Genomic DNA, 26,323 nt, shown 5'->3' with positions numbered 1-26,323 from the left:
TTAAAATTTAATAGAAAGAATAATAAAATAAAAATACTAATATCACAAATAATAAACTTTATAATTCTGTGATTTATTTGGGGTATATCACAATTTTTTCATTAAACAAAAAATATTTTTAGGGTTATATTATGAATTTCGTAATAATAATAGCAATATTATTGTTAGGAATTAGTCTAATATTGGCGTTTACGGTATTAAACAAAAGTAAATCTAAAACTACCATGGCTTATAAAAGAGCCCAGGAAGAAAAAATTGATACTGAAATTAAAATGTTAAAAAATCTAAAAAACAATGTGTGCTCTGGAGCTTCAGATGAAATTATAGATAATATTTTAAATAGTGAAAATAATATTCTAAAAGAAGCCCTTAAAAATAACTTAGACGATGCAGATGTTTGTAAAAAATTAAGAAGGTAATAAAACACCAACAACTTCAACAAATTTTGGATTCTTCATTTTTTTATCAAAATACATACAAACTCCTACCATTATATTTCTTTTTTTAGCTATAACATAGTCGCACTCACACCCAATCATCTCAAAACTCTCTTTCATCCTTTCAAAACCAAATGTATCTGGATAAAGAGGATTTTCTTTTAAAATCTCGTTTATTCTACTAACAAACTTATCTATCTCTTTAATATCTTCTACAATCTCAAAACCCTCCTTTTCCAATTTTTTAACTAAATAATCTTTAATACTACCATATTTCTCAACTTCTTCATCCCTACAAACTCCTTTAACCATTAACATCTCATCCGTCTCAAATAACGGCTTAGAACCCTTAAAAGCATTTAAAGCATGCATCAATCTACCAATATTAACTTTCCACATACTAACACCAAAATTATAAGTTTTTAACTTCTTCACAGTATTTTTTAATGATTTCAGCAGATTTTCTAAATGCAATTATCTCATCTTTATCCAATTCAATTGATACAACCTCTTCTATCCCATCTCTTCCAATCTTTACTGGAACTCCAATACACACATCTCTAATTCCATCAAACTCTCCATCTACGTAAGCGGATAAAGTTAGCAATCTTTTCTCATTATTCACAATACACCTAACAACATTTAAAATGGCTGCTGCTGGACCAAACTCAGAACCTCCTTTCAATCTAATAATCTGCTCTCCTTTTGTTTTAACATCCTCTATAATCTCATCTATTGGCAGTTCCTTAAATCTTTCAAATTTTTGAATAGGAATTCCTCCGATAGAGGTAGCACTTAACAATGGAACCATGCTGTCCCCATGCTCTCCAATAATTCTCGTCCTAACTTCATCAATATGAACACCGAAAAACTTAGCAATAGCAACCTTAAACCTCAAAGAATCTAAATGAGTCCCTAATCCAAAAACTTGATTTCTTTCAAATTTTGAATCTACCAGAGCTTTATAAGTCATCACATCCACAGGGTTTGTTATAACAAATATTTTTGTATCGCAGATTTCAGCTATTTTTTTAGCATACTTCCCAACAATTTTTGCATTTGTTTTTGCCAAATCCATCCTACTCATTCCCTCTTTTCTTGGAACACCGCTTGTTATTATAACAACATCACTTTCATCAATTATCCTTAGATTTTCATCACTCTCAACGTATATATTTGCATCACTTCTTGTCCCAGCTAAGGCATCGTAGATGTCTTCTCTCAATCCTTCCAATTTATTTATTGAATGTTCTCTTCCAATTAACACCAAATCCTTCATAAAAGGTTCTTTAGCTAATAATAAGGCTGTTGCACTCCCAACTCTACCAGAAGCTCCTATAATTGTAACTTTCATAATTTCCCCTCACAAAAGAGATTTTAAAATTAAATTAAAAAGAGGAATTAAAGCTCCTCAACAAAAGAATAGATGAGATTAATGTTATTTGAGAGTATCTCTTCAGCTTCATCTAATACATCGTTTAATGTGCTTATTGTGATAGCAGGTTGTGAAATCTCTGATAAAAATTTGTGAATATCATTTTCGTGGAATAAAATTCCTTCATAATATCTTAAGTTTGGAATAGCATATAAAACTCCGTCCAAACTTGTTATCTCCCTTGAAGCATCAACTATTGTGTCAATTGTTAATGTCATAGTCCCAGAGGTTTTTGAGACTCTTGCCTTTCTATAGGTTTTTAAAACCCCTACCTTTGCTTTTTCAATGAATGGAGCTGTTCTCTTATATGTATTGTCTGCCTCATAAATATCAACATCAAAAACCCCCTTAGGGTCTTCAACAATAAAAACCTTTGGATTAAATTTAGCTAAAAATTCAGGCTCAATTCCTCCCAGTCCTGTTAAATCAACAATTAAATCAGGATTTACTTCTCCTCTTATAAATTTTAGTTTAAACTCATTTAAATTTAAGAATTTTATACTGTTGTTGTTTGGAACAAATCCTTTCATAAATTCATGTATATCAACTAAATAAACTTTATCAGCATATTTTGAAAGCATTTGGGCAGTGTAATTTCCCCATAAATAGACCCCAAATATTACAACTTCTTTAAACTCCTCTCCCTCTAAGAAATCCCTAATTGCTTGATATTTTTTCTTTGCTATCTCATTTGTCACATCAACAACTCTTGTTTTTGTGTCAATTGTTTTTACCATCTCAGTTATTCCATACTTCATAATTCCACACCCCAAAATGAAAGATTAAATTAAATGGAAATTCCAATTCTACTTAATGCTTCAATTAACTCTTTCTTTATTCTCTCCTCTATATCTTCTTTATGAATAACTGATGAAGGTGATAAAGAGGCAGTTAAAACTCTCCCTTTCTCATCCAATATTACAAGCATTGAACCAGAACCTGGAGCTCCCAATCTTCCCCTCGCAATGTATAAATCAGCTTTTTCAATATCCAAAGCTATTAATCCTTTAGTTAATGCTGGCATTCTTGTTAAATCAGCGAACCTTGTATCTATATCGAGCATTTTTATCTCTGCATTACAAACCCTTAACATAATATCTCTTATTACTTTAAATTTCTTTTGATTGTTTGTAGCAACAACAATCTTTTTGGCATTGACTATCTTTTCTTGAATTTTTTTTAGTTCTTCCTCTTTATCCCCTCTCCTAATATTATTAATTGATTCAATAAAAGCTTTTTTAATAATTTCCTCCATTACAATCACTTATTTTAGTTTATACTCTCTTCAACCAATCTAAATCATTCTTATGCAAATCTCTAATGTCTGTCAATCCATATCTAAGCATTGCTAATCTACTAAACCCAATACCCCAAGCTAAAACTGGCTTTTCAATACCAATTGGCTCTAAAACTTCTGGTCTAAATATTCCTGCTCCTAAGATTTCTAACCAGCCTTTACCCTCTAAATAAACCTCTGCCTCTAAGGATGGCTCAGTGAATGGGAAGTAAGCTGGCCTAAATCTAACCTTTTCAAAGCCCAATCTATTTAAGAATTCTTTTAAAACTCCAATTAGGTTGTTAAAATTAACATTATCATCCATTATAATTCCTTCACACTGATAAAACTCTGGCAAATGTTTATAATCAATTGCTTCATTTCTAAATACTCTATCTATACAAAATACCTTGTGAGGCTTGTTTTTTTCTTCATCTGATAAAGATGCAAGGTATCTTATTGATGATGCAGTGGTATGAGTTCTTAAAATCAATCTTCTTGAGACATTTTCATCAAATTTGTATTTCCAACATCTTTCATGAACTTCTTTAACCTTACTTAATAAATCTTCTGGAATATCTCCCTCATTTGGATATTTTAAGAAGAAAGTGTCTTGCATTTCTCTTGCTGGATGGTCTTGTGGTTCAAATAACATATCAAAGTTCCAAAACTCTGTTTCTACAATTGGGCTTTTCACTTCTTTAAATCCCATAGCTAATAAAATCTCTTTAACCTCTCTAATAATTCTTGTCAATGGATGGACTTTAGCTGGGTATATTGGCTTGGTAGGAACTTTTACGTCATAAGGTCTTATATATGCTTTTTTCCACTTTCCACTTATTATAATATCTCTTGTTAATTGGGTAATCTCTTCTTCAATCTCTATTGGATTTTTTATGAACTCTTTTCCTTTTTCAGTTAATTTTATCTTTATTTCTTTCTCTTCATCAAAATCTACATAACCTCTCTTTTTTAAAATGTCTATAATCTTTTTTTCCTCTTCACTAAAGTCGTCGAGGTATTTATTTTCTTTGATTTTTTGTAATAGTTGTTCTTCAACATCCTTGTAATCTAAATTATCAAAAATAATTTTACCTTTCTCAATCCTTGCTATTCCTTTTCTTTTTATAGCACCTAAGGCAGCATTAATTTCCTCTTTTGGTAAAATATCTTTTAAGTTTTTAATTTCAATTTCTTTGATGTTGTGTTGTTTTAAATAGTTTGCTATTTTCCTCTCTGGAAACTCTTCTTCTTTAATGAGTTTTATTATCTTCTTTACTTTTTCTTCTGTTTCTACCAAATTTTTACCTTTTAACCATAAAGAAACCCTTAAAATCTTTTCTTTTGGCATGAACTTCTCTAATTCATTTAAATTAAACTCATCTCTATTATTATCCTGAAAAATCTTTAACAATCTCTTTTCATCTATATGTAGTTCCATAATCCCACCATACAGAACTGCTAAATTTTATTCTTTTTATAGTATTATTTTCTTTAATAAATAGATAACTATGTTTATCAACCCATGTTTAAATCTACAATTCATCAGTTTCGTCCATATTCTTATTTTAAAAATTTTCGTCCTTCTTTTTCTATTTGTAAAACTTTGATATTAGAAATTTTAATGGCAATCTTTGAATAGGACTTCGCAGTTTGATATATCCAATAATGAACTTTAATAATCTCAATTAATAAAAATTTATTTTAGTAGTTAATATTTAATTTGGTGGTTATTATGCTTAATTACGATGATATTAAAATAATTGATGAAATTTATAGTGAGGGTTATTTATTTGCTCAATATGGCATTTATATAAAGAAAAAATTTAAACAGAAAATTTTCAAAATTCCTGTTGATATTGGACTTGGATGTCCTCACAAAAAAAATGGTGGATGTATCTTCTGCCCAGAGATGGGAAGACCAATATCCGTCAAATACTGCAGTGCAAAAATTCCATTAAAAGAGCAAATTAAAAAACAGATGGAAAATCAGAAAAAGAAAGGATTTAAAAAATTCTATATATATTTTTATCCTGGGACTAACACTTATGCTCCAGCAGAGAAATTAAAAGAAATTTGGGATTTTTCCCTATCTTATAAAGAGGTAATTGGCTTATCAATAGGAACAAGACCTGATTGCTTAGAAAAAGAGAAATTGGATATTTTAGCTGAATATGTTGAGAATGGCTATGACATTTGGATTGATTTGGGAGTTCAAAGTATGCATCAAAAGACATTGGAGATTTTAAATAGAGGGCATGATGTTTCAGATATTATAAAAGCAATAAAGGACTGCCATAAAAGAGGAATAAAGGTCTGTGGGCATGTGATTTTGGGTCTTCCTGGAGAGAGTTGGAAAGAGATGATGGAGACAGCAAAAATTTTATCTCTGTTAGAGATTGAAGCAGTTAAGATATATCCCTTAGTTGTTGTTAAAGGGACAAAATTAGAGGAGATGTATTGGAAAGGAGAATATAGGACATTAGATGAAAATCAGTATATAAGCTTAGTTTGTGATTTTTTAGAACATCTCTCTCCTTATGTGTTAATTCAAAGATTGTCTAAGGATAAAGTTCCTGAAAGTATTAAGGTGTCTCCAGAATGGTATTTAGGTAGATTGAAGATTATGAATAAAGTGAGTGAGATATTGAAAAAAAGAGGAACTAAGCAAGGAGCAAGATTTTTTAGATAATCTTTTTTATTAATAACTATTTTGTACTAAAAAGAGCATAATTTATTCTCTAAGAGATATGATTTTAATCAAGTGCTTATTATTTGTTAAAAGGTGAAGCTTAGTTTCCATTCCGAATCGGTCTGATTTTAACTCAAAAAAGCTAAATGCTCTGAAAACTCTCGTTAAAAAGTTTCCATTCCGAATCGGTCTGATTTTAACATTCCTATCATAAATTTAAACTTTTTGATAACCGAAGTTTCCATTCCGAATCGGTCTGATTTTAACAAAATAAAGATGCAAATCATACAACAAAATCTGAGTATGTTTCCATTCCGAATCGGTCTGATTTTAACAGAAAACAAAAAGAACACATAAAAATCTTATGTTATAAGTTTCCATTCCGAATCGGTCTGATTTTAACCACCACAATAATCAACTCCAAAATCTTCAACATATCCACACTCGTTTCCATTCCGAATCGGTCTGATTTTAACTAACGTTAAAGAGAATAATGAAGCAATATGCAGATGAGAATTCTGAGTTTCCATTCCGAATCGGTCTGATTTTAACAAAAAAACTTACAGCCCTCAGTATCCTACCTAAAAAGTTTCCATTCCGAATCGGTCTGATTTTAACAGAATTTTTAGTATTTAATCAAAATATTAGGTAAATAGTTTCCATTCCGAATCGGTCTGATTTTAACGGGAATTTGTAGGGGTAGTAAAAGAGATAATTTAAAAGAGTTCATGTTTCCATTCCGAATCGGTCTGATTTTAACAAGAAAGAATACGCAATTGAGCTATATAAATTGCCAAAGTTTCCATTCCGAATCGGTCTGATTTTAACATATCATCAATATAATTTCCTAATATATCTGTTTCGGTTTCCATTCCGAATCGGTCTGATTTTAACTGTTGACCATCCGAGAAATGATTGGCCAACTTATATTATTGTTTCCATTCCGAATCGGTCTGATTTTAACATCAGAAATTGACAAAACTGAAATAAAAAATAGAATTAAGTTTCCATTCCGAATCGGTCTGATTTTAACCACATAAAATGTAAAACACTTGATGAATTTTTGTTATGTTAGTTTCCATTCCGAATCGGTCTGATTTTAACAGGAGGCTTATCCACAATATAATTTATACTACTCTCCTAATATTTAAGCTTTTCTACACCACATTTTTCTAAGGATAAATAACTATCTCATAATATAAATCTTTTAGTATTTAAAATTTTCTCCCTTTAATAAAACAGAGCATTCTTATCTCCTTAAATTTAAAAATTTAACTTATTTGTTAGAGAAATTTTATTTACTTATCTAATTAATCTTAATTTTCAAAAATCTAAATAATTCAATAAACTCAAATATTCTAAATAATCAAACCAGCTAACCCTTAGAAATTAAATAAAAATTCTTTGAACTAATTAATAAATCCTAAATACTCTTATTTTCAAATTTCAAACATATTCAACAAGACAATCCATAAATCAATTAACAAAATTGAAAATCCTATGCCTATAATAAAATTATCAAGGTAGTATCAATAAATACTAAATATATATTGTCTTTTTTGAAATAATATTTAAAGGTTATCCTCTCCGTAAGGATTTTTACTATAGTACTCAACTGTTTTTAACGCAGAGCTAACAACCATCTCCCTAATATTTGGAATCTCCTCCTCTAACTTTTCTAAAATCTCATGACATCTCCTTCTAACGCTGTCCCCCCTATCCCTACTGTATGGACACATATCCTTATCTTTATAATACTCTATCCCACACTCTTCAAGAGCTTTTATTATATCCCTCTCCAATATAGGAAGCATGGGTCTGATTATTATACACTCCTCCAATGGAATTTTAAAGCTTTGATAATCAACCTCATTGTATTTAAACCTTGTCAATGGTCTCATAAACTTTAATCTCTCTCCTTTAAAGATATTTGCCAAAATTGTGTCTGAATTATCATCTAAATTATGTCCATAAGCTAATTTAACCTTTTCATAAGGGATATTTTCATTTTCAGCAATTTCTTTAGCTAATTTTCCTAACAAATGCCTTTTAATTACAGAGCAGGAAAAGCATGGAGAAAACTCCATTCCTTTGGAATGTTTTGTCAATATTTCAGATAGTTCAACAACATCCAAATCATTTTTTAATATAATGTGTGGCACATTTAGCATTTCACAGTGATGTTTTATCAGCTTAACTCCTTCTGTATCTTCTTTCCATGGTCTAATTCCCCCAATATTCACATCTACAGTAACAGCTATTAATTTTATTCCATATTTCCTTCTATAAACTTCCAATAAATGCAATAACAACAAACTATCCTTTCCTCCACTCAATCCAACTATAACAATATCCCTTGGAGCTATAATTTTATGTTTATTTATAAATCTCCCAACCTTCGTTGATACATATTCATAAGTTTTTGAATAAATAACAGGAATTCCAAACTCTTCTTCAATTTTATCCATCTTTGTTCTTGATAACCTTGCCATTCTTTTATTATTAACTAAAATCTTATCCTTTCTTATAGTTAAAAAGAATGGATTTGCATATTTTTTTAATTCTCTTAAGTTAATCTCTACCATTTTTATCCCAGTTTGTTTTTTTATTTTATAATTATTCTAATTTCATTTCATTTAAATGCCCAATGGCTTTAAATTAACACTTCTCTCTACAACTTCAGCAAAGTAATTTAAACTTTTTTCTATGCTATCTTTGTATGAATCTCCATAAATCTCATCCAAACCTTTCCTTTTTCTAATTAAATTAATGATATAATTTCTAAACTCATAATTTTCAAATATTCCATGGAAGTATGTTCCTATAGCCAATCCATCTCCAAATTTTTTAATAGAACCATCAAAACCATTTCCACAGTTTCCAAAGCCTCTCTCAATTTTTATGAGAGGTTTTTCTTTTGAATAGGTAAAGCCTTCATGTATCTCATAGCCTTTAACATTAAATGTTTTATTATCAATCTCTAAGAAACCACAAGAGTTTTTAACTACTTTATCATTTCCAAAGTATGTTTTTGCATCAAAGATTTTTAAGCCCTCAATATCTCCAACATCTGACTCTTTCTTCTCTTTATCAATCAACTCTTTTCCTAAAACTTGATAACCTCCACAGATACCAATAACAATTCCCCCATCTTTCAAAAACTCCAAAACCTTTTCATCAAAGTTATGTTGTTTTAAATAATAAGCTTCTTTTGTTGAACTTCTTGTTCCCGGAAATATTAAGATATCTCCAGTTATGTCATCATCAAAGTCGATAAACTTTATAAATGCATCGTATCTTAATGGGTCTAAGTCTGTAAAGTTTGATATCTTTGAAAACCTAACTACATTAATTTCCACTCCACTTTTTGCATTTCCAAAACTTCTCATGCTCTGTAGGACTTGACTATCCTCCTCTGGTAAAACAAGGTTTTCATCATAGGGAACTATGCCTAAAACTGGAATACCAGTTAGCTCCTCTATTTTTTCAATCCCTTCCTTTAAAACCTCTACATTCCCTCTAAATTTGTTTATTATAATTCCTTTAATTAGCTTCCTCCAATTTTCAGGCAATAGTTTTATTGTCCCATATATTGAGGCAAATACTCCACCCCTATCAATGTCTGCAACCAAAATAGCTTTGGCATTTACAAGCTCAGCTATCCTTAAATTTGCTATATCATCCTTCAATAAATTTATTTCACAACAACTCCCAGCTCCCTCCATAATAACATAATCATACTCTCTGTCTAAAATTTCCAAACTCTCTTTAATCTTCTTTAAGAAAAAATCTTTATTTTTTCTATATTCATTATAATTCATGTCTTTGTAGGGTCTTCCATGGACTATAACTTGAGAGATAAAATTACCTTTTGGTTTTAATAAAATTGGGTTAAAATGAACTGATGGCTCTACCCTACAAGCTAAACTTTGAGTGTATTGGGCTATAGCAATCTCCCCATCTTCCTTTGCAACTCTTGAATTCAAACTCATATTTTGAGATTTGAATGGGGCTACTTTATAGCCTTTATTTGCTAAAATTCTGCATAATCCAGCAGTTATTGTCGTTTTTCCACTATTTGATGATGTTCCAACAACCATTATAAACTCTGCCATCTTCATCAACTCAGCATTTTTTATAGTTTATTTGAGATTTGATTATATTTAGTTTAGTTTATTGGATTTTTAATATTGATATTAGATTTTTTAATTTTGTTTAGAGTATTGTTTATATTTTTATAGTTTTAAGATTTGGTTTTAAGTTTTTATAGTAAATATTGGGGATTTTTGTTAATAGTTATGTATCGGATTTATATGACTATGCAAAACCTTTCTTAATCTTTTAAAGGTTTTAATAATCATGCAGTAAAAATTTGGATACGGATATAGAAAAATAGTTATAGGAGTTTTAGTATAAAATAAGGACAGAAGTAAGGATTTGAACCTTTAGTTCATTAAAACAAGGATTAAGCTAATGTCAAAAATCTTAAAAACTATTTTTATTTAAAACCTAAAATCTATACATTCAAATTATTAGATTATATATATTTATAGTTGCTCTTTAAAACTATATTTTATCAAAAACTTCAAAAAAAGGTGACTACTTTGTTCAACTTAGAAACAGAAAGAGTTATAAGAGAAATTGAAAATTTAAATAAAAACAATCCAAAAGTTATTTTTCAAGCTCCAGAAGGTTTAAAGCTGAAAGTTGAAAAAGAGATTGAAAAAATTAAGCAATATTTTAAACAAAAAAATATAAACATTGAGATTTACCTATGGGGAAATACTTGCTTCGGTGCATGTGATTTAATAGACAACCATGTTAAAAACCTAAATGTTGATTTAATCATACACTATGGACACGAAAAACTTAGCTATGCAAATCCAGAGATTAAAACCCTCTTCATTCCCGCATATCACATATTCAATAAAGATGAAGAGGAAAAAATCTTAAATGATATAAAAAACTTTATAGAAAAACATAAAAGTGGAGGAAAAAAAGTTGCTATAGCAACAACCATCCAATATAAAAAACTTTTAAAAGATTTTAATCCAAGTATAATCTTAGGTTGTAGAGGAGAAGTTAAAGAAGGGGATGTTATATTATTTGTTGGAACCGGAAGATTTCATCCTTTAATGATTGCTTATAAATATCAAAAGGAGGTTTTTATATACAATCCTCTCTCTAAGTGCTTTGACAAGATATCTGAAGAAGAGATTAATAAGTTTATAAAAAAGAGAATTTTAGCAATATCTAAACTATTATTAAACAAACCAAAAAAGGTTGGTGTTGTTTTATCAACAAAAAAAGGACAGTGTAGGAAGAGGGTTTTTGATGAGATTATAAAACTGTTAGAAGAAAACGATGTTAATTACCTCCCAATATTAGTTGATAATATTTCTCCAGATATTTTATTCTATGATGTTGATTGCTATATTATAGTTGCATGTCCAAGAATCGTTTTAGACGATTATATCTTATACAAAAAACCAATTTACACTCCAGAAGAATTTAAACTTTTCTTGAAAAATAGCTTTAAATATAAGTTTGATGAAATTAAGGAGGATGATTTCTAAAATTTTATTATCTATTAACAGAATGTCCTATTTGTTGCTGGTAAGCAGAGAGTTTCACCACAATTTGGACATGTTATAACAACCTTGTCCTTTTCATAATAAGCTTTAAATGGTTTTTTACAGTAAGGGCAGAGATATATCCTTCCTCCTGTCTCTTTACACTCTCCAACCTCTCCAACTGTTGGATATTTTTCAAAAGTTATATCACTCCCTTTATTTTGATATTTAAAGAATTTTTCAACCATCTTTAAGTAAATATTAACTGCAGCTTCATTTACACAATCTTTTCCACAGTATGGACAATTATACATGAAATCACCTCATAAAGTTATTTATTGTTATTTAATTATATTATATAAATTATCATCTTGCCACATATATTATAAATATATTCCGTTTCGGTTAACAGTGTTAGTTAATTATTTTTTATTACTCAATGTTGGTGAAATTATGTGGAAGAAATTGGAAAGCTTAACAAGTAAAATTTATGAAAAGGCGAGAAAAAGAAAGGGGGAGCATAGAATTGCATTGTTAATTGATGGACCAAACATGCTTAGAAAAGAATTTAACATTGATTTAGATAAAATTAGAGAGGTTTTAAGTGAATTTGGCGATATTGTTATTGGCAGGGTTTATTTGAACCAATATGCATCAGATAAATTAATAGAGGCCGTTATAAACCAAGGTTTTGAACCAAAGATATCTGCTGGAGATGTGGATGTTGAAATGGCTGTAGATGCCACTGAGCTCGTGTTTAATCCAAATATTGACACCATTGCCTATGTAACAAGAGATGCTGACTTTCTTCCAGCAATTAGAAAGGCAAAAGAAAGGGGAAAAAAGGTTATAGTTATTGGAGCTGAGCCTGGTTTTTCAACGGCTTTACAGAATATTGCTGATTATGTAATTAAAATTGGAGAGGAATTCCAATTAGATAGAGAAAAATTAGAGAAAAAGAAGAAAAATAAATTTTTAAAAGTTGAGGAAAAACAGAAAGATAAAGAAGAAACTGAAAATAGAGAAGAACCTTAATCATTTATTTTATTCCAAGTATCTTTCTCAATACAGTAGATGTTGCGAATGAACAGAGAATATACCAACCTAACCAACCTAAGGCAGTGTTAGAAACTATTTTAAATCCTCCTTTATAAAATATTGAACCAAGCCAGTGCCAGAAATCAATAAACAAAATCTTTGACAATATTATAGGTAGATACACAACAACTCCATTCCAACCAGGATTTAACTCTTGATAAACTCCACCAAACCCATAAACATGCCTCAAATAAATAAATATTAAAATTATTGGAACCCATGTATATATCATCGGCCTAAAACTCATCTTCATTAATTCAGCGTTGAGTTGCATAATTCTCTGTTGTTCTTCTTGAAGTTTTTCCATCATTTCAGGATTTTTAGACATTTTTTTAAATTTAACCTGAAATTCCTGAATCTCCTTTTTTAGTTCAGCAACTCTCTTCTGGTCAACTAAAAGTTTTGTAGCTATATTTATGATTAAAGAGACAATTATTGCAATAATTAAAATTGCTAAAGCGGGATGTAGAACTTTTATTATAGGCATGAAAATTGCATCCAAGGTTTTATAATATATGTCAAATATAGAACCAAACATTAACTCACCTTAATGTGGTTATTTAAAAATTATTTTAAAATATTATATAAGGATTATTTGAGAACTTCAATAAGTTCTTGAACTGCTTTATCTAATAAAAAGTCTCTATTTTTAATAATTTTAACTGTTGCTCCTGTTAAAACAGCATAAGTCATAGCCGCACATCTATTCATAAAGATATGTTCTCCAATATCTTCTGTTGATTCGAAATCTCTCTGTCTTGTTTCATCCTTTAATCTTCTCATCAATATCTCATCGTTCTCTGCTTCAACTAAAACAATGATATCAGGATTTAACTCCTCCAAAACCCATGCTGGAAGCCCTGGGAGATAACCTTTAGGTGTTTTTATTGTGCTATGTGTATCAACAACTATATTGAATTCTTTAGCCATTTCAGCAATCTTTTTTCCTGCTAATTTTTGTATCCTCTTCTGTTCTTCTGGAGGCAACTTCCTTAATTGGTCTCTATGCTCTACTAAACCCTCTTCTTTAGCTATTTCAAACATCACAGTCCCAAAATTAACTATTTTATATTCAATTCCTTCCTTTTTTAACTCCTCAATTGCCTTATTAGTTACTGTTGTTGAACCAACTCCTGGAACTCCTACAATCACCACAACCTTGTTTTTCATCATCATCACCTCACAAAATTTTAGGGATTAGAATTTCAATAGAACTTTCGCAGTTTATATATTTTTTAGAATATATTGAGAAATATGGATGCTTAAAGGGCATCATTGTTCAATGAAATATTTACTTCTGCGAAAGTTCTATTCAATGACTTTACTTATTTAATAATTTTGCTATTGCTGGGTGCAACTCACTCACCTTCTCTCTTAAGAGTTGTTCATACATTCTATATACAATAGAGACGGTTAATAAAACCCCTGTTCCTCCTCCTAAAGCTCCAATGAAATTGGCTATTGTAGCCAAAAATCCAACGAATGCGGAGCTCATAACTGTTAGTGGAGGAATATATCTTTTTAATCTATGCTCTATTGCTTTTTCACTCTTTCTAAATCCTTTAATTGCCATACCTAATGAACCAATTCTTTTAGCCATACTTTTTGGGTCTAATCCAGTCGTTTCTACCCAAAATATACCAAACATAACACAAGTAATTATCATTGCTATCATATATACTATTGCATGTATCGGGTCTGAAATCACACTTGATAAACCATAAGGAGTTGAAAGGTAATAGGCAATTCCATCTACCGCCCTTCCACCTTCATAATGTCCAAGTATCGGAATTCCCATTCTATATAACGCCAAACCCCAAAGTTGTATATTTGCAAATAACGCAGCTGCTAATATAACTGGGATATTTGAGACATAAACAAACTTTATTGGGTATTTTCCAACAGCTCCTTTAATTCTCCCATGAGCTAATGGGATTTCCACCCTCATACATTCAGCATAAACTACCATTAAGAAGACGATTATTGTCCCAATTATTGGGGCTATATATTCAATATTTGGAACTCCTTGAATTAATGAATTTAAAAACTTCCATAAATATCCCTCTGGACCTAATGCTCCAACAAATATTGTTTGTGAAACTCCTGCAGCAATAAACAACCCAATACCTGAACCAATACCATACTTTGAAACAATTTCATCCAAATAAATTAATATTATTGAACCAAAGGCTATTTGAATAATTACTAAAAATGCTAACAATGGTGTTAAAATTCCAAATGCACCAGCCCCAACGAATAGAACTGCTTCAACAAAACACATTATTATAGATAAAAGCTTCTGACATCCTTGAAACAAAGCCCTATTTTCTGGAATTGATAAGTCCATTTGGATAATTCCTGAACCAACCAATAACTGCATAATAATTCCAGCTGTAACTATGGGTCCAATCCCCAAGGTTATAAGCGTTCCAATTCTTGATGCTGTAATTGTCTGCCAAAACTCAAATATCGCTGGAATTTGAGCTCCTGCTGTATAAACATCAATACATCCCATAATGAAATAAAGAACCAAAACTATTCCCGTCCATTTAAGTTTCTCTTTAAATGTTATCTCCTTAACTGGCAATTCAACCTCTGGAATTTTTTCTAATATTGGAATTAACTTTTTCATGATGTTTTCCAAGGTACCACCTTTTTTTAAGATTTTAAGATTTATGTTTTATATTACTGATAATTTTTGTAATTAGGAGTATAAATTTTTAGTGAAATTTAATCCCATAATGAACTAAAAATGAAATAAAATAGAAAAATGGAGAATATATTGAGTGCAAAAATCAGCCAACATTTTGTAAATTCCTTTTAAGTTACTCTTTAAATTTTTAATATCTTTATTTTTTTGTAAAAAAATAGATACTCCATTCTCATCTAAAAATTTATTTACTTCAAAATCAAAAATTAGAAATAAAAAGAAGATTGTTAATAATTTAGAGTTCAACAACCTCTCCACCTACTGCCTCAATCTTCTCTCTTGCTTTCTCTGAAACTTCAACTGCTTTAACAATCATTGGGATTGTAACTTTTCCTTTACCTAAAACTTTCTCATAACCTAACTCAATTACATCAACAACAAATTTATCATCTTCTTTTTCAAATTTATCTGGGTTTTTTAATACAATCTCTTCAAGCTCTCCAACATTTATTGTTTCTAATCTTTTAACTAAGCTTGGGTGTCTCTTGAATCCATACTTTCCAAAGTAATCAGGGCAGTATTTTATAATCCACGTCCATTTGTGCTTATGCCCACCAGCCATTCCTCTTCCTCCCTTGTTTCCAGCCCCTCTTCTCTTCTTGTGGCTTCCTCCTCCACAGGTTCTTGAACCTCTAATTTTTTTAACTTTTTTCTTTTTTCTAATCATAAATCATCACCTTACATCATCTTTTCTAATAACTCATTAATCTTCTCTCCTCTGTAACCTAAAGCTCCTCCAACACTGAATGGTTTTTTAATACCTCCTCTTTCAAATCCTTTTCTTGGAGGGTGTAATCTGAATACAGGTTTTAATGGAGTTTCTTTTAATTTAATTTCTCCATTTATAATCTTTTCTGCCAATTCTTCAACATCCATTCCTGTAAGCTCCTTTATGATTTCTGGATTAACTTTTTTATTTCCTGGTAATCTTCCTCTCTTTAAAATTAATTTAACCAATGTATCTTTATCAATTTCTCCCCATGTCACGTAGTCTTTAACTTTTTGTAACATTCCTTTAAATGTTTCTGTTTCTGGAATTATTACACAGTGATTTACTTTGTGCAATCTCAACATTTTCAGTGTATCTGCTATATCTCTCCTTACACCAACTCTCCCTCTTATCCTAATGACAGCATAAGCCATATTATCACCTTATTAAAATAAAAGTTTTAAAATAGCCACTTGGTTTTAAATGAGAAAAATTTAATTTATAAGACTCTTCCTTCAACAATTCCCAACTTCTCTTTGTGTTTTTCCATAGTTCTTGTAAAGTTCAAGCTCTTTAATGCTTCAAATGTAGCCATTGCGAAGTTGTAAGTTGTTCTTGTCTCTCCAAATGTCTTTGTCCAAACATCTTTAATTCCTGCTAAACCTAAAACTGCCTTAGCAACATCCCCAGCAACTAAACCAACCCCTTTTGGAGCTGGTAATATCTCTATTGCAGTACTTCCACACTTCCCATAACCCTTGTATGGGATTGAGTGAGGTGTTCCACAACCACACTCCCAAGAACCGCAACCTCTCTTAACTCTAATAATGTTTTTCTTTGCCTGAGCTATTGCCTTTCTAATTGCTGGCCCAACTTCTTTAGCTTTACCTTTTCCAACACCAACATAACCATTTCTGTTTCCTACAACAACTGTAGCTCTAAATCTTGCTCTTCTCCCTGACTTGTGCATTCTCTGGACTAACTTAACATCTAAAACTTTCTCTTCTAAATCTGGTAATAAAGCATCGACAATCTCAGGCTCTAAGATTGGCAGATTGTTATCTAAAATGTAATCAATATCAGTTATCTGCCCTTCCTTAACCATTCTTCCAATAGTGGTTTTTGGTTCCCACTCATCTATATTAAATCTCATAATCTCACCTTTAGAACATACTGTCTATTTTTGCCTTTATTTCTTCAAAGTGTTCTGGCAATTTTTCTGGTTCTAATCCCTTCTCCAAATATTTTGAGAACTGTTTCTTGTATCTTTCTTCATCCTGTTCTTTTAACATTTCGGCATAAGCCTTTATGTGTTCCCCTCTTATCCTTTCTTCTGATGGTAATATTTCTTCTCCGTGTGGAATTTCCATACCCGCATCTAAAGCTCCTTTTAATATTGCAAATATTGCATTACCTTTTGTAGCTCTGTGCAATCCAATATCTAAAACTGCTTCAGTGTAACCTTTGGCTAAAGCTTTCTTACCTAATAAGTAACCTGTTAAGTATGCTGATGGCAAGTTTCCTGTATGCCCCTTATAACCCAATTTAATCAACTCTCTTGAATGAGCTGAAACAACTGTTTTATCTCCCTTCTCATCATACAATACAATTTGAGCAATGCAGTGATTCAAAGTTCTTCTTGCTACTAATCTTGGTTTTCTTGATAATAATAATTTTAATCTTTTTCTGTAGTCAGTTTTTGCTTCTCTTCTTCTTCTAAACTTAACCCTATAAGTTGGACCTGTTGCCATAATTTCTCACCTTCCTGATAAAAATTGTTTAATTATTTTAAGAGTTCGTGTTCTCTCATGTAAAGGAAGAGGTGGCTTCTACTTCTAAATGCTCCTCCTTTTGCCATTCTGTAAAGTTTTCTATAAACTTTTCTATCAATTTTTCCAGAATCTCTCAACTGTTTAAGAGTTTTTCTTAAAGCTCTAATTGTAGCCATCCATCTTTCTTTTGGTGGAGTTCTTGCACCAGCAGCTCCTCTTCTTGAACCTGGACCTCTTCTTCTACCCTTTTTTCTCTGCTCTTTCAACTTTTTAACTCTCGCACTGCTAATTCCTTTCTTCTGCTTTTTCTTAATAACTCCTTCTTTAATTAGAGCTCTTATATCATCTTTTGACATTGCCATTTTGACTCTATCTAATTGAGTTGGGTCAATCCAAACCCTCTCTATTCCACATTTTAATATCTCAGCCGCCATTCTTCTTTGAACGGATACATCCATAATTATCACCTATAACAAAAGCAGATTTATCTTAAAGAGTGAGGGATTGAAAATAATTTATTCGTTAGTTTCATTAACTTCTTGAGCTTCCTGTTTTTCAGCTAATTTTAACAACTCTTCCTGTTTCTCTTCTGATATGTTTAAGATTCTTATTCCTAACTCTCTTGCTCTTATGATAATTTCAATTTTCTTTCTTTTACCAACTGTTGAAGCTATTCTTGCTCCCTGTGTTTCTGGATTTAATTTCTCTAAATCTTTTACATTATAAACCAAAACATCCTCCAATCCACTTGGGTGTAAGCCTCTTACTGCCTTAGGGCTTCTGTAACCAATCTCAACAACTGGAGGTTTTTCCTTCCACTTTAATCTCATCTTACTGTGTCTTCCTTTTGGTCTTCTCCACTTCTCTCCCAACCTTTTGTGTCTGTGAGCTTCTTGCCTTATAAAGTCAGGCTTTTTCATTTTTAATTTAAATCTTAATCTTAACAGCCTGTTCATAACTCTCCCTCAACTAAATTTTTTAGATAGCTTTTCCAGCTTTCTCTACAATGTAAATTCCATCCTGGAAGACTCTTGGGTCTCTTCCTTTAATTCTTGTTGCCTGCTCTATGTTAGCAGCAGTTTGTCCAACTTTTTCCTTGTCAATTCCTGTAACTATGACATCCTCTCCACTAATCTTAACGGTAACTCCTTCCATAATTCTTGCTCTTCTTGGGTGTTTCTCCCCTAAGAAGTTTTCAATGATAACTTCATTACCTTTAACGCTAACTTTCATTGGGAAGTGTGCATACCTAATCTTTAATTTGTATGTAAATCCTTCAGTAACTCCTTTAATCATATTGTTTATATGTGCCCTTATAGTCCCAACCATGGCCTTGTCTTTTCTTCTTGGATATTCACAGAAGATAACTATTTCATCTCCTTCTTTTTTAATTACAATTTTTGGATGCTCAAATCTTCTTCTTAACTCTTTTCCTCCACTTTTTACAACAACTTCATTATTGTTTATCTCAACTTGAACATTTTCAGGGATTTTTACCCTTTCCTCAATATAGGCGGCAACTGGCATAAACTCACCTCAAAATTTAAATTTAATTTAGAACGTGTTTAATAGACATAAGCTAACAACCTTCCTCCTAAGCCTCTCTTTTTAGCTTCTTCGTGGCTCATAACTCCCTGTGTTGTTGAAACAATCAATATACCAAAGTCTCTTGCTGGTAAGTATCTCTTTTCAAATTTCTCATAGCCAAATTTTTTAACTGGGAATCTTGGTTTTATTGCTCCACACTTGTTTATCTTCCCTATTAACTCAACTTTAAATATTCCAGCTCTACCATCTTCTATAAATTCAAACTCTCCTATGTAGCCGTTATCTTGCATAACTTTTAAAACCCTTCCAATTAACTTAGAGGCTGGTTTTATATACACTACCTTTTTACCCACTCTCTCACAGTTAGAGATATGGTTTAATGCGTTTGCTAGTGGGTCCATTAAACTCATGTTTTCCCTCCATTAAGAATTTTTAGTAAAGAGTGTTTTGGTTTAATCTAATTTTTTAAATCCTAACTTGTGAGCTATTTCCCTAAAGCACTGTCTGCAGAGATTTAATCCATACTTTCTGATTAAACCTGGACCTACATGCCCACATCTTTGGCATGGTCTAATTCCATAACCATATTTCTTTTTCCATGGTTTTTTTGCCATCTACATCACCTTTTTATTGTGTTTCTTCTTCCTCCTCTAACAAGACTCTTTCAACTTTAACTCCAAATGTTTTTTCTATAAATTCAATTGCCTCTTCTCTTGTTAATCTATGTCTTCTTGGAATCTTAGCTCTGCATCTTTTTCTTCTCTTAACTCTAAATCCAGGTCTCTCTAAGGTAACACAGACGTCCATCCCAAAGATACCAATCATTGGGTCGTATTTTTGTCCAGGGAAGTCTATATGCTCATGAATACCAAATGAGAAGTTTCCGTAATCGTCAAATGAATAATCATATAATTTTTTACCTTCTTTTTGGAAGGCTTCAAATGCATTCTTTAAAAACTCTTCTGCCTTCTTTCCTCTTAATGTGACTTTTAACCCAATTGGTAACTTCTTTCTAATTCCAAATGATGGGTTTGTTTGCTTAGCTCTTGTTCTTATTGGTTTTTGTCCTGTTAGCTCTTCAATAACTTGAGCTCCTTTTGTTAATCTATCTCCACTCTCTCCTACTCCGAAATTGACAACAACTTTTTCAATTCTTGGTTTTAGCATTGGATTCTTCTGCCATAACTCTTCAAAGCTCATGTTTCTCCCTCATCTATCTAATTTATAATTTAATTATTGGCTCTTCGTCTCCAACAACGAAGACATAGTCTTTAACTGTTTTGAACTTCTCTCCATCCATGTTTTCTAATGTAACGATATCAGGATATATTCCTCTTCTCTCAATCTCAACGATTTTAGCGAAATCACCGACGTGTTTTCCTCCTGTAATGTATGCTAATTTACCAACTTCAAATGGTATATGAGCTTTAATTTCTTGTTCAGGGATTGAGATTAATAATGTGTCTCCTGTTTTATAGACATCTTCTTCTGCCTTTGTAGGGTCTGAAACTTTTATAACGATATTTCTTCCATCGTGTAAATTGAGCTGTATGTGTCCTCCTTTAATAACAGTCTTGTTTTTAATTTTACATAATTTTACATCTGGATTTTCTGTTGGTTTTAATTTAATTCTTCCCTTTCTATCAAATAAAACTCTGTAATTTTCATTTGCATCTGGTAATGAGACAACATCCATTAATCCAACTGGAAGCTTTTCTTCCTTCCTAACTCTTCCATCAACTAAAACTTTACCCATTTTAATGATTTTCTTTGCTTCTCTTGCGTTATCGGCATACTTTAAAATGTCTCTAACGATTAACAGTAATGGTAATGACTCACTCATTGGGTGTGCTCCTGGTAATGGTCTAACTGTGAATTTGTGAATCTTTCTTGGTAACTCCCATCTAACTGGAGCTGCCAATCTTTTTAAATGTCTTTTTGGACCTTTTTTTGCCATCCTTTCACCTTATTCATTTTTGATATGTTTGAATCTTTTTTCATCCTTGTCATACAACTTGATAATCATAACATTTGATGGATGGATTGGATATGGAACTTCTCTTCCATCTTGTCTCTTGTTGTTTGCTCCTTCAACATATATTCTGTATCTCTTTAAATCAACTTTGATAACTTCTCCTTCTAATCCTTTGAAATCTCCTCTCATTATTCTAACAACATCTCCTTTTCTAACTGGGATAGCGTTTTTACCTAACTTCTCCTTCAACTCCTTTGATAACATTGCAGACATAACTTTTCTTCTTAAGTGGAGAGGAGCGTTAAATAATGCCTTTCTCTGTTTTCTTGGTTGTTTTGACTTTGTAAAAGCCATGTTTTTTCACCTTAATTAGTTTTTAATTTAAATGATTATCTTAGCAATTCTTGCAATACCTGGCCATCTTTCAGCAGCTTCCTTAGCAACAGGCCCCTTAATATCTGAACCCTTTGGGTTTCCATCTGGTGTTACTATAACAACTGCATTATCTGCAAACTTAACTCTTGTTCCATCTGGTCTTCTAATCTCTTTTCTCTGTCTAATAACAACTGCTGGCAAAACCTGTTTTCTCATTTCAGGAGTTCCTTTTTTAACTGTAACTATTACCATATCTCCTACTCTTGCTGTTGGCAATCTTCTTGCAACCCCTTTGTAGTTTCTTACTGCGATGATTTCAACTTCCTTAGCTCCGGTGTTATCAGCACAGATACATCTCGCTCCAACAGGTAAAGCCCTAACAGGTTTTGAACCAATTGCTTTCATGTTCTTTCACCTTTTAGATTTATGAGTCAAATTTATTCTTCTCCTTTAACTTCATCAATTCTTCCTAATTTTTCAACAACAACGAATGCCTTTGTTTTACTTATTGGTCTGCATTCCATGACTCTTACAATATCTCCAACTCTTGCGTGTATGCATGGTGGGTTGTGAGCTGCTAATTTTGTTGTTCTTCTCTCATATCTCTCATATTTCTTGATGTATTTTACAACCTCTCTCTTTATAATGACTGTTTTGTGTGGTTTGTCGCTAACTACAACTCCAACAAAGCTCTGCCCTCTTACTGGCAAATTTCCATGGAATGGACAGTTTTTATCATCACATTCTACTTCTGGAGCTTTAACTTGTATTCCAATATTTCTTGCTGCCATGTTTTTACCCCCTATAACTTATTATTTGGCATTATTTTGAAAGACATTATAGATTAAATGTGGCATCAATATTTACTAAAACCCATATTTATACTTTAAATCTCACAGACTGGAAGATACGATAAAGAGTATATAATAATAGCCAGGGAATTTTTGGCTACTGTATCATTATTCTCAAACGGTTGGGGCTAAAATAGCCTAATATGGATATAGTATCTTTATTTTTTTCTTTAATCTCTCTTCTGGTCTCCCTATTAGCAATCTCCCATCGACCTTTACTTTGCACCCCTTTAGTTGAAAGAGAAACACTGCAATGTCTTTTGGGATTACTACTTCCCTACCATCCTCTTTTTCTATCACTAATGTATTTCTTGTTTCATCCACTACTTTCCCTTTAATCCCTATCATCGCTTTGTTCTTCGCTTCAACAATCTCTACTTTAAGCCCTATAAGTTCATGCCTTAATATATTGTGAGGAGTTATCATGATGCCCCAACCGTTTTACGGGGACGGGGTGTGCCCTCCTGGGGCATCCGCGTCCCCTTTATTTCAGAAAGTTAAAATAAATTTAAAGTTAAAGTTTTACCTGATTTCAATTGAATCTCTTGAGAAACCCATTTTAACAAGTTCCTCAGCAACTTTCTTCCTATGGTCTCCCTGAAGTTCTATTGTATTATCTTTAACAGTCCCTCCACAGGCACAAATATCTTTCAATTTTTTAGCAAGTTCTTTTAAATCAATAACGCTTGTATCAAAACCTTCAATTATAGTCATTAACTTACCAAATCTTCTTTTTGTAACATATATTTTTATTTTCTGTTCTTCTTTAGCTATTTCTTCACAAACACATAGTTCTTTTGGTAATCCACATCTTGGACAGATTTCCGGCATCACTGCACCTCTGTATTTTATATGCCATCTGAGTAATTGAGTATAGTAAATAATATTAAGATAGGGTATTTAAATTTTTTGTTATTATTGGGAGGTCATTCTTTTCTTTTCATTCATTATTGTTAATATTCTTGCTATTGTTCTTCTGATTTCTCTCATTCTACCTGGATTTGAAGGAGCTCCAGCAACTGCCTTACTTGCTCTCTCTTTTAATAATTCCCTTTTTAATTCTACAAGTTTTTCTTTTAATTCTTCCATTGACATTCCTCTTAACTCATCTGCTCTTAATATAGCCATGTTTCCTCACCTTTACTGCTCTTCTTCAACTACATGTTTAACTTCTGCATCTTCTTTAATTATAATTTCATCTGGTAATAAGACATCTGGTCTCATGATTTTTACTGTAACTCCTATGACCCCTGGCTTTGTTTTTGCAATTGCTCTTCCCTTATCAACAAGCTCTTCAGCAGGTTCTCCACAGTGTTTCATATATCCAGCCATGAATTTTTCAGTTCTTGCTCTCTCTCCAGTTAATTTACCTGAGATAATGACTATAACCCCCTTAGCCCCAGCATTCATAACTCTTCTCACTGCAGTGTGTCCAACTCTTCTGAAGTGTAACCCTCTCTCTAATGACTGAGCAACTTTTTGAGCAACAACTTGAGCGTCTAAGTCTGGGTTTTCTACTGGTTTAACATCGATTTGTGGTTTTTCAACACCGAATTCTTTAGCTAATGTTTCTGTCAATTCTCTAATTCTACTTCCTCTTCTACCAATAACAAAACCTGGTTTTTCAGCGTAGATGATGATTTTTGTTCCTATAGGTGTTTTTCTTATATCACAGTGGCTGTATCCTGCTTTACTTAACTCTTTCTTGAAGTACTCATCAATTAACAATCTCTTAACATTTTCTTTAACAAATGTTCTTTCTATCATGGATTTCCACCTTTATATCTTATTTTTAGTGGTATTCTTCTAATATAACTTGTATATGGACTGTTTCTTGGAACTTAGGTGTAGCTCTACCAAATGCTCTTGGCATGTATCTTTTGATTGTTATTCCTTTGTTTGTTGAGATGTGTTTTATTCTTAACTTTTCAGTGTTTAAACCTTTGTATTCAGCATTTGCTTTAGCGTGTTGCAATATCTTTAAGATTGCCTTAGCTGCTTTAACTGGGTATCTACCAGCAGGCCATCCTAATTTTCCTTTTCTGTGCCCTACTTTCTTGCAGTGTCTTCTAAAGAGAACTGGTCTTCTCATTGCAATAACATCTTCTAAGAACTTTATTGCCTCATCTAACTTCATTCCATTTATTGATTTACATATCTCTCTTGCATGTTTTCTTGAAATTGGGATGTTCCTTCCCATAGCCCTTGCAGTTTTTTCAGGATTGACTTGTATCTTATATTTTAATTTACCCATCATTATCACCCTTAAGCTTAAAATGATTTAACTATATAGTGTCTTTCAAACTTCTTAAATAACTAAGGCACTAATGAACGCCTTCCAAAGGAGGGCGTTCAAACATTCCTTCATAAATTTTATTAATTTTGAAAGGCACTATAATCTTACTGTAAGAAGTTTATATACTTTTATTGTTGTTTAACTCATAACAACCCAGAATGCTATATTGTTTCATAAATATAATTAGGCTATCAACATTTAAATTGTAGAGCATTCTGGGAGTTTCTATTTTCCAATTATCCATTACAGTTCTGTTTATGATTATTTAAACTATGAATTTATCATCAGCGACGGTTGAGATTTTAGAATGTAAGAATATAAAATTTTTAAAGTGTTATATATAATTTACGAATAAATAGGAAACAACAAAACAAAAACAATTTTCAGTCCAAATATTCAAAAAAGTATTAAAATTTATGCTAATGAGACCTCTACTGTTTCAACACTCTCAACCTCATCAATTTCTGCTAAAGCATTTTCTATTGGCTCTGTTCCTCCTTCTCTTTCTTCCATTTCAATAACGGTGTATATAGCGTATAAACCAAAAGCTAATGGCTCATCAAATAATCCTCTTATAGCAACATCTTGCTTTTCTAAAACCTCTTTAATCTTTTCTTTTAGCTTCTCTTTATTAACTTCTGGACTTGTAGGCATAATTTTTATTTTTGCTAATACTGTTGCCATCTTTTCCCTCCAAAACTTTTATGGGCCTTCAAACCCGCATTTTGGACATTTGTATGGGTTATTTAACTTTCTGCATCTCTCACATCTTACAATCTCTACTTCTCCACAGTTTGGACATGGGAATTTTGTTGATTTCTCTCTTGGAGCAATCTCAGCATTACAGCTTATGCACACATATTTCATCTCTCCCACCTAATAAATTTTTTATTTAATGATAACGTCTCTTAAGTTTGTATCATGTTTATATTTTATCTATTCCAACGATTTTTGTATATATATTGTGTTTTCCTTCTAAAATATCCATAACTCTTTCTGGATGTCTGCCATTAACAACGTAAGCGTTCATTTTAAATTGTTTTAAAAGAATTGGAAAGGTCTCATCTACAGATGTTAAACCTTTAATGTCATTTGCATTAATAATATTTAATAGTTTCCCTCCTGGGAATTTGTCATATATGCCATCAACATCAGTTGCTATTATAACTTCCCTAACATCTAATAACTTTCCTATATATAAACTTAATGAATCTGATGTTATAGCCCAAGAATGCTCGGCAATATCTGTTGATAGCAAAATTTTTGAAGGTAATAATATAGCTATCTTTTCCTTTTCTATCTCTCTCTTTAAATCAAATAATGTATCATAAGCTTTTATATATCCAATTTCAGCATAAACCTCTCCAATTAAATCCATACATTTTATGGCAAGTTTGTGAGATAGTGAGTTTGAGATATTTAGAGCTTTATCTATCTTTCTAACAACATTTGCAAATTCTCCTCCTCCAGGAATAATAACTATCTTCTTATTATTTTCTTTTGCATAATTTTTTAATGCTTTTAATAATGGTTTTGCATCATAAGTTAGAGAACCACCAATTTTTACTATATGCAT

General features: G+C 31.5%; 37 protein-coding genes and 1 CRISPR repeat array. Of the genes, 4 read left to right on the top strand and 33 right to left on the bottom strand.

Features of this window, described 5'->3' with window-relative positions:
* The first annotated feature begins 131 nt into the window (after window positions 1–131).
* Entirely contained in the window at window positions 132–419 is a 288-nt protein-coding gene (locus tag MJ_RS02600) for a hypothetical protein (RefSeq protein WP_010869993.1), read from the top strand.
* On the opposite strand, the gene MJ_RS02595 is transcribed toward MJ_RS02600, so the two are convergent.
* Genes MJ_RS02595 through pheS form a run of 5 tightly spaced genes read right to left on the bottom strand, consistent with a single transcriptional unit; the run spans window position 408 to window position 4,589 of the window.
* Window positions 408–836 (bottom strand): DUF2120 family protein, encoded by a 429-nt coding sequence (locus MJ_RS02595; RefSeq protein WP_064496512.1) that lies wholly within the window; start codon window positions 834–836, stop codon window positions 408–410. The genes MJ_RS02600 and MJ_RS02595 overlap by 12 nt on opposite strands.
* A 13-nt stretch (window positions 837–849) precedes the next feature.
* A complete protein-coding gene (gene mdhB, locus MJ_RS02590) occupies window positions 850–1,791 on the bottom strand; it encodes an L-2-hydroxycarboxylate dehydrogenase (protein ID WP_010869991.1) in 942 nt (313 codons plus the stop codon).
* 47 nt (window positions 1,792–1,838) lie between these two features.
* Window positions 1,839–2,630, bottom strand: coding sequence for an SAM-dependent methyltransferase HcgC family protein (locus MJ_RS02585; protein WP_064496511.1), 792 nt, complete (start codon window positions 2,628–2,630; stop codon window positions 1,839–1,841).
* 29 nt (window positions 2,631–2,659) lie between these two features.
* The gene (locus MJ_RS02580; RefSeq protein WP_064496510.1) at window positions 2,660–3,127 is read right to left on the bottom strand and encodes a DUF3236 domain-containing protein; all 468 of its coding nucleotides are present in this window, start codon (window positions 3,125–3,127) and stop codon (window positions 2,660–2,662) included.
* A gap of 19 nt (window positions 3,128–3,146) precedes the next feature.
* Window positions 3,147–4,589, bottom strand: coding sequence for a phenylalanine--tRNA ligase subunit alpha (gene pheS / locus MJ_RS02575; RefSeq protein ID WP_010869988.1), 1,443 nt, complete (start codon window positions 4,587–4,589; stop codon window positions 3,147–3,149).
* Between the two features lie 294 nt (window positions 4,590–4,883).
* On the opposite strand from pheS, the gene MJ_RS02570 reads away from it, so the two are divergent.
* Window positions 4,884–5,840, top strand: a complete 957-nt coding sequence (locus MJ_RS02570) for a TIGR01212 family radical SAM protein (protein ID WP_064496509.1) — start codon at window positions 4,884–4,886, stop codon at window positions 5,838–5,840.
* Between the two features lie 103 nt (window positions 5,841–5,943).
* Window positions 5,944–6,944: direct repeats of the CRISPR family, unit length 30 nt; unit sequence GTTTCCATTCCGAATCGGTCTGATTTTAAC.
* A 467-nt stretch (window positions 6,945–7,411) separates the two neighbouring features.
* Here the strand turns inward: MJ_RS02570 and MJ_RS02565 are convergent.
* Both MJ_RS02565 and cobQ read right to left on the bottom strand, forming a co-directional pair.
* The gene (locus MJ_RS02565) at window positions 7,412–8,425 is read right to left on the bottom strand and encodes a tRNA 2-thiocytidine biosynthesis TtcA family protein (RefSeq protein ID WP_010869986.1); all 1,014 of its coding nucleotides are present in this window, start codon (window positions 8,423–8,425) and stop codon (window positions 7,412–7,414) included.
* A 51-nt stretch (window positions 8,426–8,476) separates the two neighbouring features.
* Window positions 8,477–9,955 carry a cobyric acid synthase CobQ gene (gene cobQ, locus MJ_RS02560; protein WP_064496916.1) on the bottom strand — a complete coding sequence of 493 codons (1,479 nt, stop codon included), beginning with the start codon at window positions 9,953–9,955 and terminating at the stop codon, window positions 8,477–8,479.
* Between the two features lie 489 nt (window positions 9,956–10,444).
* On the opposite strand from cobQ, the gene dph2 reads away from it, so the two are divergent.
* Window positions 10,445–11,416 (top strand): diphthamide biosynthesis enzyme Dph2, encoded by a 972-nt coding sequence (gene dph2, locus MJ_RS02555; protein WP_064496508.1) that lies wholly within the window; start codon window positions 10,445–10,447, stop codon window positions 11,414–11,416.
* A gap of 14 nt (window positions 11,417–11,430) precedes the next feature.
* Here the strand turns inward: dph2 and MJ_RS02550 are convergent, their stop codons facing one another.
* The gene (locus MJ_RS02550) at window positions 11,431–11,727 is read right to left on the bottom strand and encodes a hypothetical protein (RefSeq protein WP_010869983.1); all 297 of its coding nucleotides are present in this window, start codon (window positions 11,725–11,727) and stop codon (window positions 11,431–11,433) included.
* Window positions 11,728–11,866: 139 nt separating this feature from the next.
* Here MJ_RS02550 and MJ_RS02545 point away from each other — a divergent pair, with 139 nt between their 5' ends.
* Window positions 11,867–12,448 (top strand): TIGR00288 family NYN domain-containing protein, encoded by a 582-nt coding sequence (locus MJ_RS02545; protein WP_064496507.1) that lies wholly within the window; start codon window positions 11,867–11,869, stop codon window positions 12,446–12,448.
* 4 nt (window positions 12,449–12,452) lie between these two features.
* Here the strand turns inward: MJ_RS02545 and MJ_RS02540 are convergent, their stop codons facing one another.
* The 25 genes from MJ_RS02540 to mfnE form a co-directional block, all read right to left on the bottom strand.
* On the bottom strand, window positions 12,453–13,049 hold the full coding sequence (locus MJ_RS02540) for an EMC3/TMCO1 family protein (RefSeq protein WP_010869981.1): 597 nt from the start codon (window positions 13,047–13,049) through the stop codon (window positions 12,453–12,455).
* 53 nt (window positions 13,050–13,102) lie between these two features.
* Window positions 13,103–13,681, bottom strand: a complete 579-nt coding sequence (locus MJ_RS02535) for an adenylate kinase (RefSeq protein WP_064496506.1) — start codon at window positions 13,679–13,681, stop codon at window positions 13,103–13,105.
* 151 nt (window positions 13,682–13,832) lie between these two features.
* A complete protein-coding gene (secY, locus tag MJ_RS02530; RefSeq protein WP_010869979.1) occupies window positions 13,833–15,143 on the bottom strand; it encodes a preprotein translocase subunit SecY in 1,311 nt (436 codons plus the stop codon).
* Between the two features lie 313 nt (window positions 15,144–15,456).
* On the bottom strand, window positions 15,457–15,888 hold the full coding sequence (locus MJ_RS02520; protein ID WP_010869978.1) for an uL15 family ribosomal protein: 432 nt from the start codon (window positions 15,886–15,888) through the stop codon (window positions 15,457–15,459).
* An 11-nt stretch (window positions 15,889–15,899) separates the two neighbouring features.
* On the bottom strand, window positions 15,900–16,364 hold the full coding sequence (gene rpmD / locus MJ_RS02515; RefSeq protein WP_010869977.1) for a 50S ribosomal protein L30: 465 nt from the start codon (window positions 16,362–16,364) through the stop codon (window positions 15,900–15,902).
* A 65-nt stretch (window positions 16,365–16,429) separates the two neighbouring features.
* Window positions 16,430–17,083, bottom strand: coding sequence for a 30S ribosomal protein S5 (gene rpsE, locus MJ_RS02510; RefSeq protein WP_010869976.1), 654 nt, complete (start codon window positions 17,081–17,083; stop codon window positions 16,430–16,432).
* A gap of 10 nt (window positions 17,084–17,093) precedes the next feature.
* Window positions 17,094–17,681, bottom strand: coding sequence for a 50S ribosomal protein L18 (locus MJ_RS02505; RefSeq protein WP_010869975.1), 588 nt, complete (start codon window positions 17,679–17,681; stop codon window positions 17,094–17,096).
* Between the two features lie 32 nt (window positions 17,682–17,713).
* Window positions 17,714–18,160 carry a 50S ribosomal protein L19e gene (locus tag MJ_RS02500; protein ID WP_064496504.1) on the bottom strand — a complete coding sequence of 149 codons (447 nt, stop codon included), beginning with the start codon at window positions 18,158–18,160 and terminating at the stop codon, window positions 17,714–17,716.
* Window positions 18,161–18,217: 57 nt separating this feature from the next.
* A complete protein-coding gene (locus MJ_RS02495) occupies window positions 18,218–18,658 on the bottom strand; it encodes a 50S ribosomal protein L32e (protein ID WP_010869973.1) in 441 nt (146 codons plus the stop codon).
* A gap of 22 nt (window positions 18,659–18,680) precedes the next feature.
* Window positions 18,681–19,229 carry a 50S ribosomal protein L6 gene (locus tag MJ_RS02490; RefSeq protein WP_010869972.1) on the bottom strand — a complete coding sequence of 183 codons (549 nt, stop codon included), beginning with the start codon at window positions 19,227–19,229 and terminating at the stop codon, window positions 18,681–18,683.
* 38 nt (window positions 19,230–19,267) lie between these two features.
* Window positions 19,268–19,660 (bottom strand): 30S ribosomal protein S8, encoded by a 393-nt coding sequence (locus MJ_RS02485; protein WP_010869971.1) that lies wholly within the window; start codon window positions 19,658–19,660, stop codon window positions 19,268–19,270.
* 42 nt (window positions 19,661–19,702) lie between these two features.
* Window positions 19,703–19,864, bottom strand: a complete 162-nt coding sequence (locus tag MJ_RS02480; protein ID WP_010869970.1) for a 30S ribosomal protein S14 — start codon at window positions 19,862–19,864, stop codon at window positions 19,703–19,705.
* Window positions 19,865–19,877: 13 nt separating this feature from the next.
* Window positions 19,878–20,450: a 50S ribosomal protein L5 gene (locus tag MJ_RS02475; RefSeq protein ID WP_010869969.1), complete on the bottom strand. Its 573-nt coding sequence runs from the start codon at window positions 20,448–20,450 to the stop codon at window positions 19,878–19,880.
* A 22-nt stretch (window positions 20,451–20,472) separates the two neighbouring features.
* Window positions 20,473–21,207 carry a 30S ribosomal protein S4e gene (locus tag MJ_RS02470; protein ID WP_010869968.1) on the bottom strand — a complete coding sequence of 245 codons (735 nt, stop codon included), beginning with the start codon at window positions 21,205–21,207 and terminating at the stop codon, window positions 20,473–20,475.
* A 9-nt stretch (window positions 21,208–21,216) separates the two neighbouring features.
* Entirely contained in the window at window positions 21,217–21,579 is a 363-nt protein-coding gene (gene rplX / locus MJ_RS02465) for a 50S ribosomal protein L24 (protein ID WP_010869967.1), read from the bottom strand.
* A gap of 27 nt (window positions 21,580–21,606) precedes the next feature.
* Entirely contained in the window at window positions 21,607–22,005 is a 399-nt protein-coding gene (locus tag MJ_RS02460; protein WP_010869966.1) for a 50S ribosomal protein L14, read from the bottom strand.
* 32 nt (window positions 22,006–22,037) lie between these two features.
* A complete protein-coding gene (locus tag MJ_RS02455) occupies window positions 22,038–22,391 on the bottom strand; it encodes a 30S ribosomal protein S17 (RefSeq protein ID WP_010869965.1) in 354 nt (117 codons plus the stop codon).
* Window positions 22,392–22,589: 198 nt separating this feature from the next.
* Window positions 22,590–22,877 carry a ribonuclease P protein component 1 gene (rnp1, locus tag MJ_RS02450; protein ID WP_010869964.1) on the bottom strand — a complete coding sequence of 96 codons (288 nt, stop codon included), beginning with the start codon at window positions 22,875–22,877 and terminating at the stop codon, window positions 22,590–22,592.
* Between the two features lie 96 nt (window positions 22,878–22,973).
* Complete coding sequence (gene yciH, locus MJ_RS02445; RefSeq protein WP_064496503.1) at window positions 22,974–23,282, bottom strand: stress response translation initiation inhibitor YciH; 309 nt, start codon at window positions 23,280–23,282, stop codon at window positions 22,974–22,976.
* Window positions 23,283–23,366: 84 nt separating this feature from the next.
* Window positions 23,367–23,579 carry a 50S ribosomal protein L29 gene (rpmC, locus tag MJ_RS02440; protein ID WP_010869962.1) on the bottom strand — a complete coding sequence of 71 codons (213 nt, stop codon included), beginning with the start codon at window positions 23,577–23,579 and terminating at the stop codon, window positions 23,367–23,369.
* A gap of 12 nt (window positions 23,580–23,591) precedes the next feature.
* A complete protein-coding gene (locus MJ_RS02435; protein WP_010869961.1) occupies window positions 23,592–24,218 on the bottom strand; it encodes a 30S ribosomal protein S3 in 627 nt (208 codons plus the stop codon).
* Window positions 24,219–24,243: 25 nt separating this feature from the next.
* A complete protein-coding gene (gene rplV, locus MJ_RS02430; protein ID WP_064496502.1) occupies window positions 24,244–24,705 on the bottom strand; it encodes a 50S ribosomal protein L22 in 462 nt (153 codons plus the stop codon).
* A 456-nt stretch (window positions 24,706–25,161) separates the two neighbouring features.
* Window positions 25,162–25,431, bottom strand: a complete 270-nt coding sequence (locus tag MJ_RS02425) for an elongation factor 1-beta (RefSeq protein WP_010869959.1) — start codon at window positions 25,429–25,431, stop codon at window positions 25,162–25,164.
* 18 nt (window positions 25,432–25,449) lie between these two features.
* Window positions 25,450–25,614 (bottom strand): zinc finger domain-containing protein, encoded by a 165-nt coding sequence (locus tag MJ_RS02420; RefSeq protein ID WP_012981301.1) that lies wholly within the window; start codon window positions 25,612–25,614, stop codon window positions 25,450–25,452.
* Between the two features lie 58 nt (window positions 25,615–25,672).
* Window positions 25,673–26,323 carry a [5-(aminomethyl)furan-3-yl]methyl phosphate kinase gene (gene mfnE, locus MJ_RS02415; protein WP_010869957.1) on the bottom strand — a complete coding sequence of 217 codons (651 nt, stop codon included), beginning with the start codon at window positions 26,321–26,323 and terminating at the stop codon, window positions 25,673–25,675.

The sequence above is a fragment of the Methanocaldococcus jannaschii DSM 2661 genome, from assembly GCF_000091665.1.
GTDB lineage: Archaea > AGJL01 > Methanococci > Methanococcales > Methanocaldococcaceae > Methanocaldococcus > Methanocaldococcus jannaschii.
Note: the sequence above shows the minus strand (reverse complement) of the source record. Positions and strands in the feature narration are given on the sequence as shown.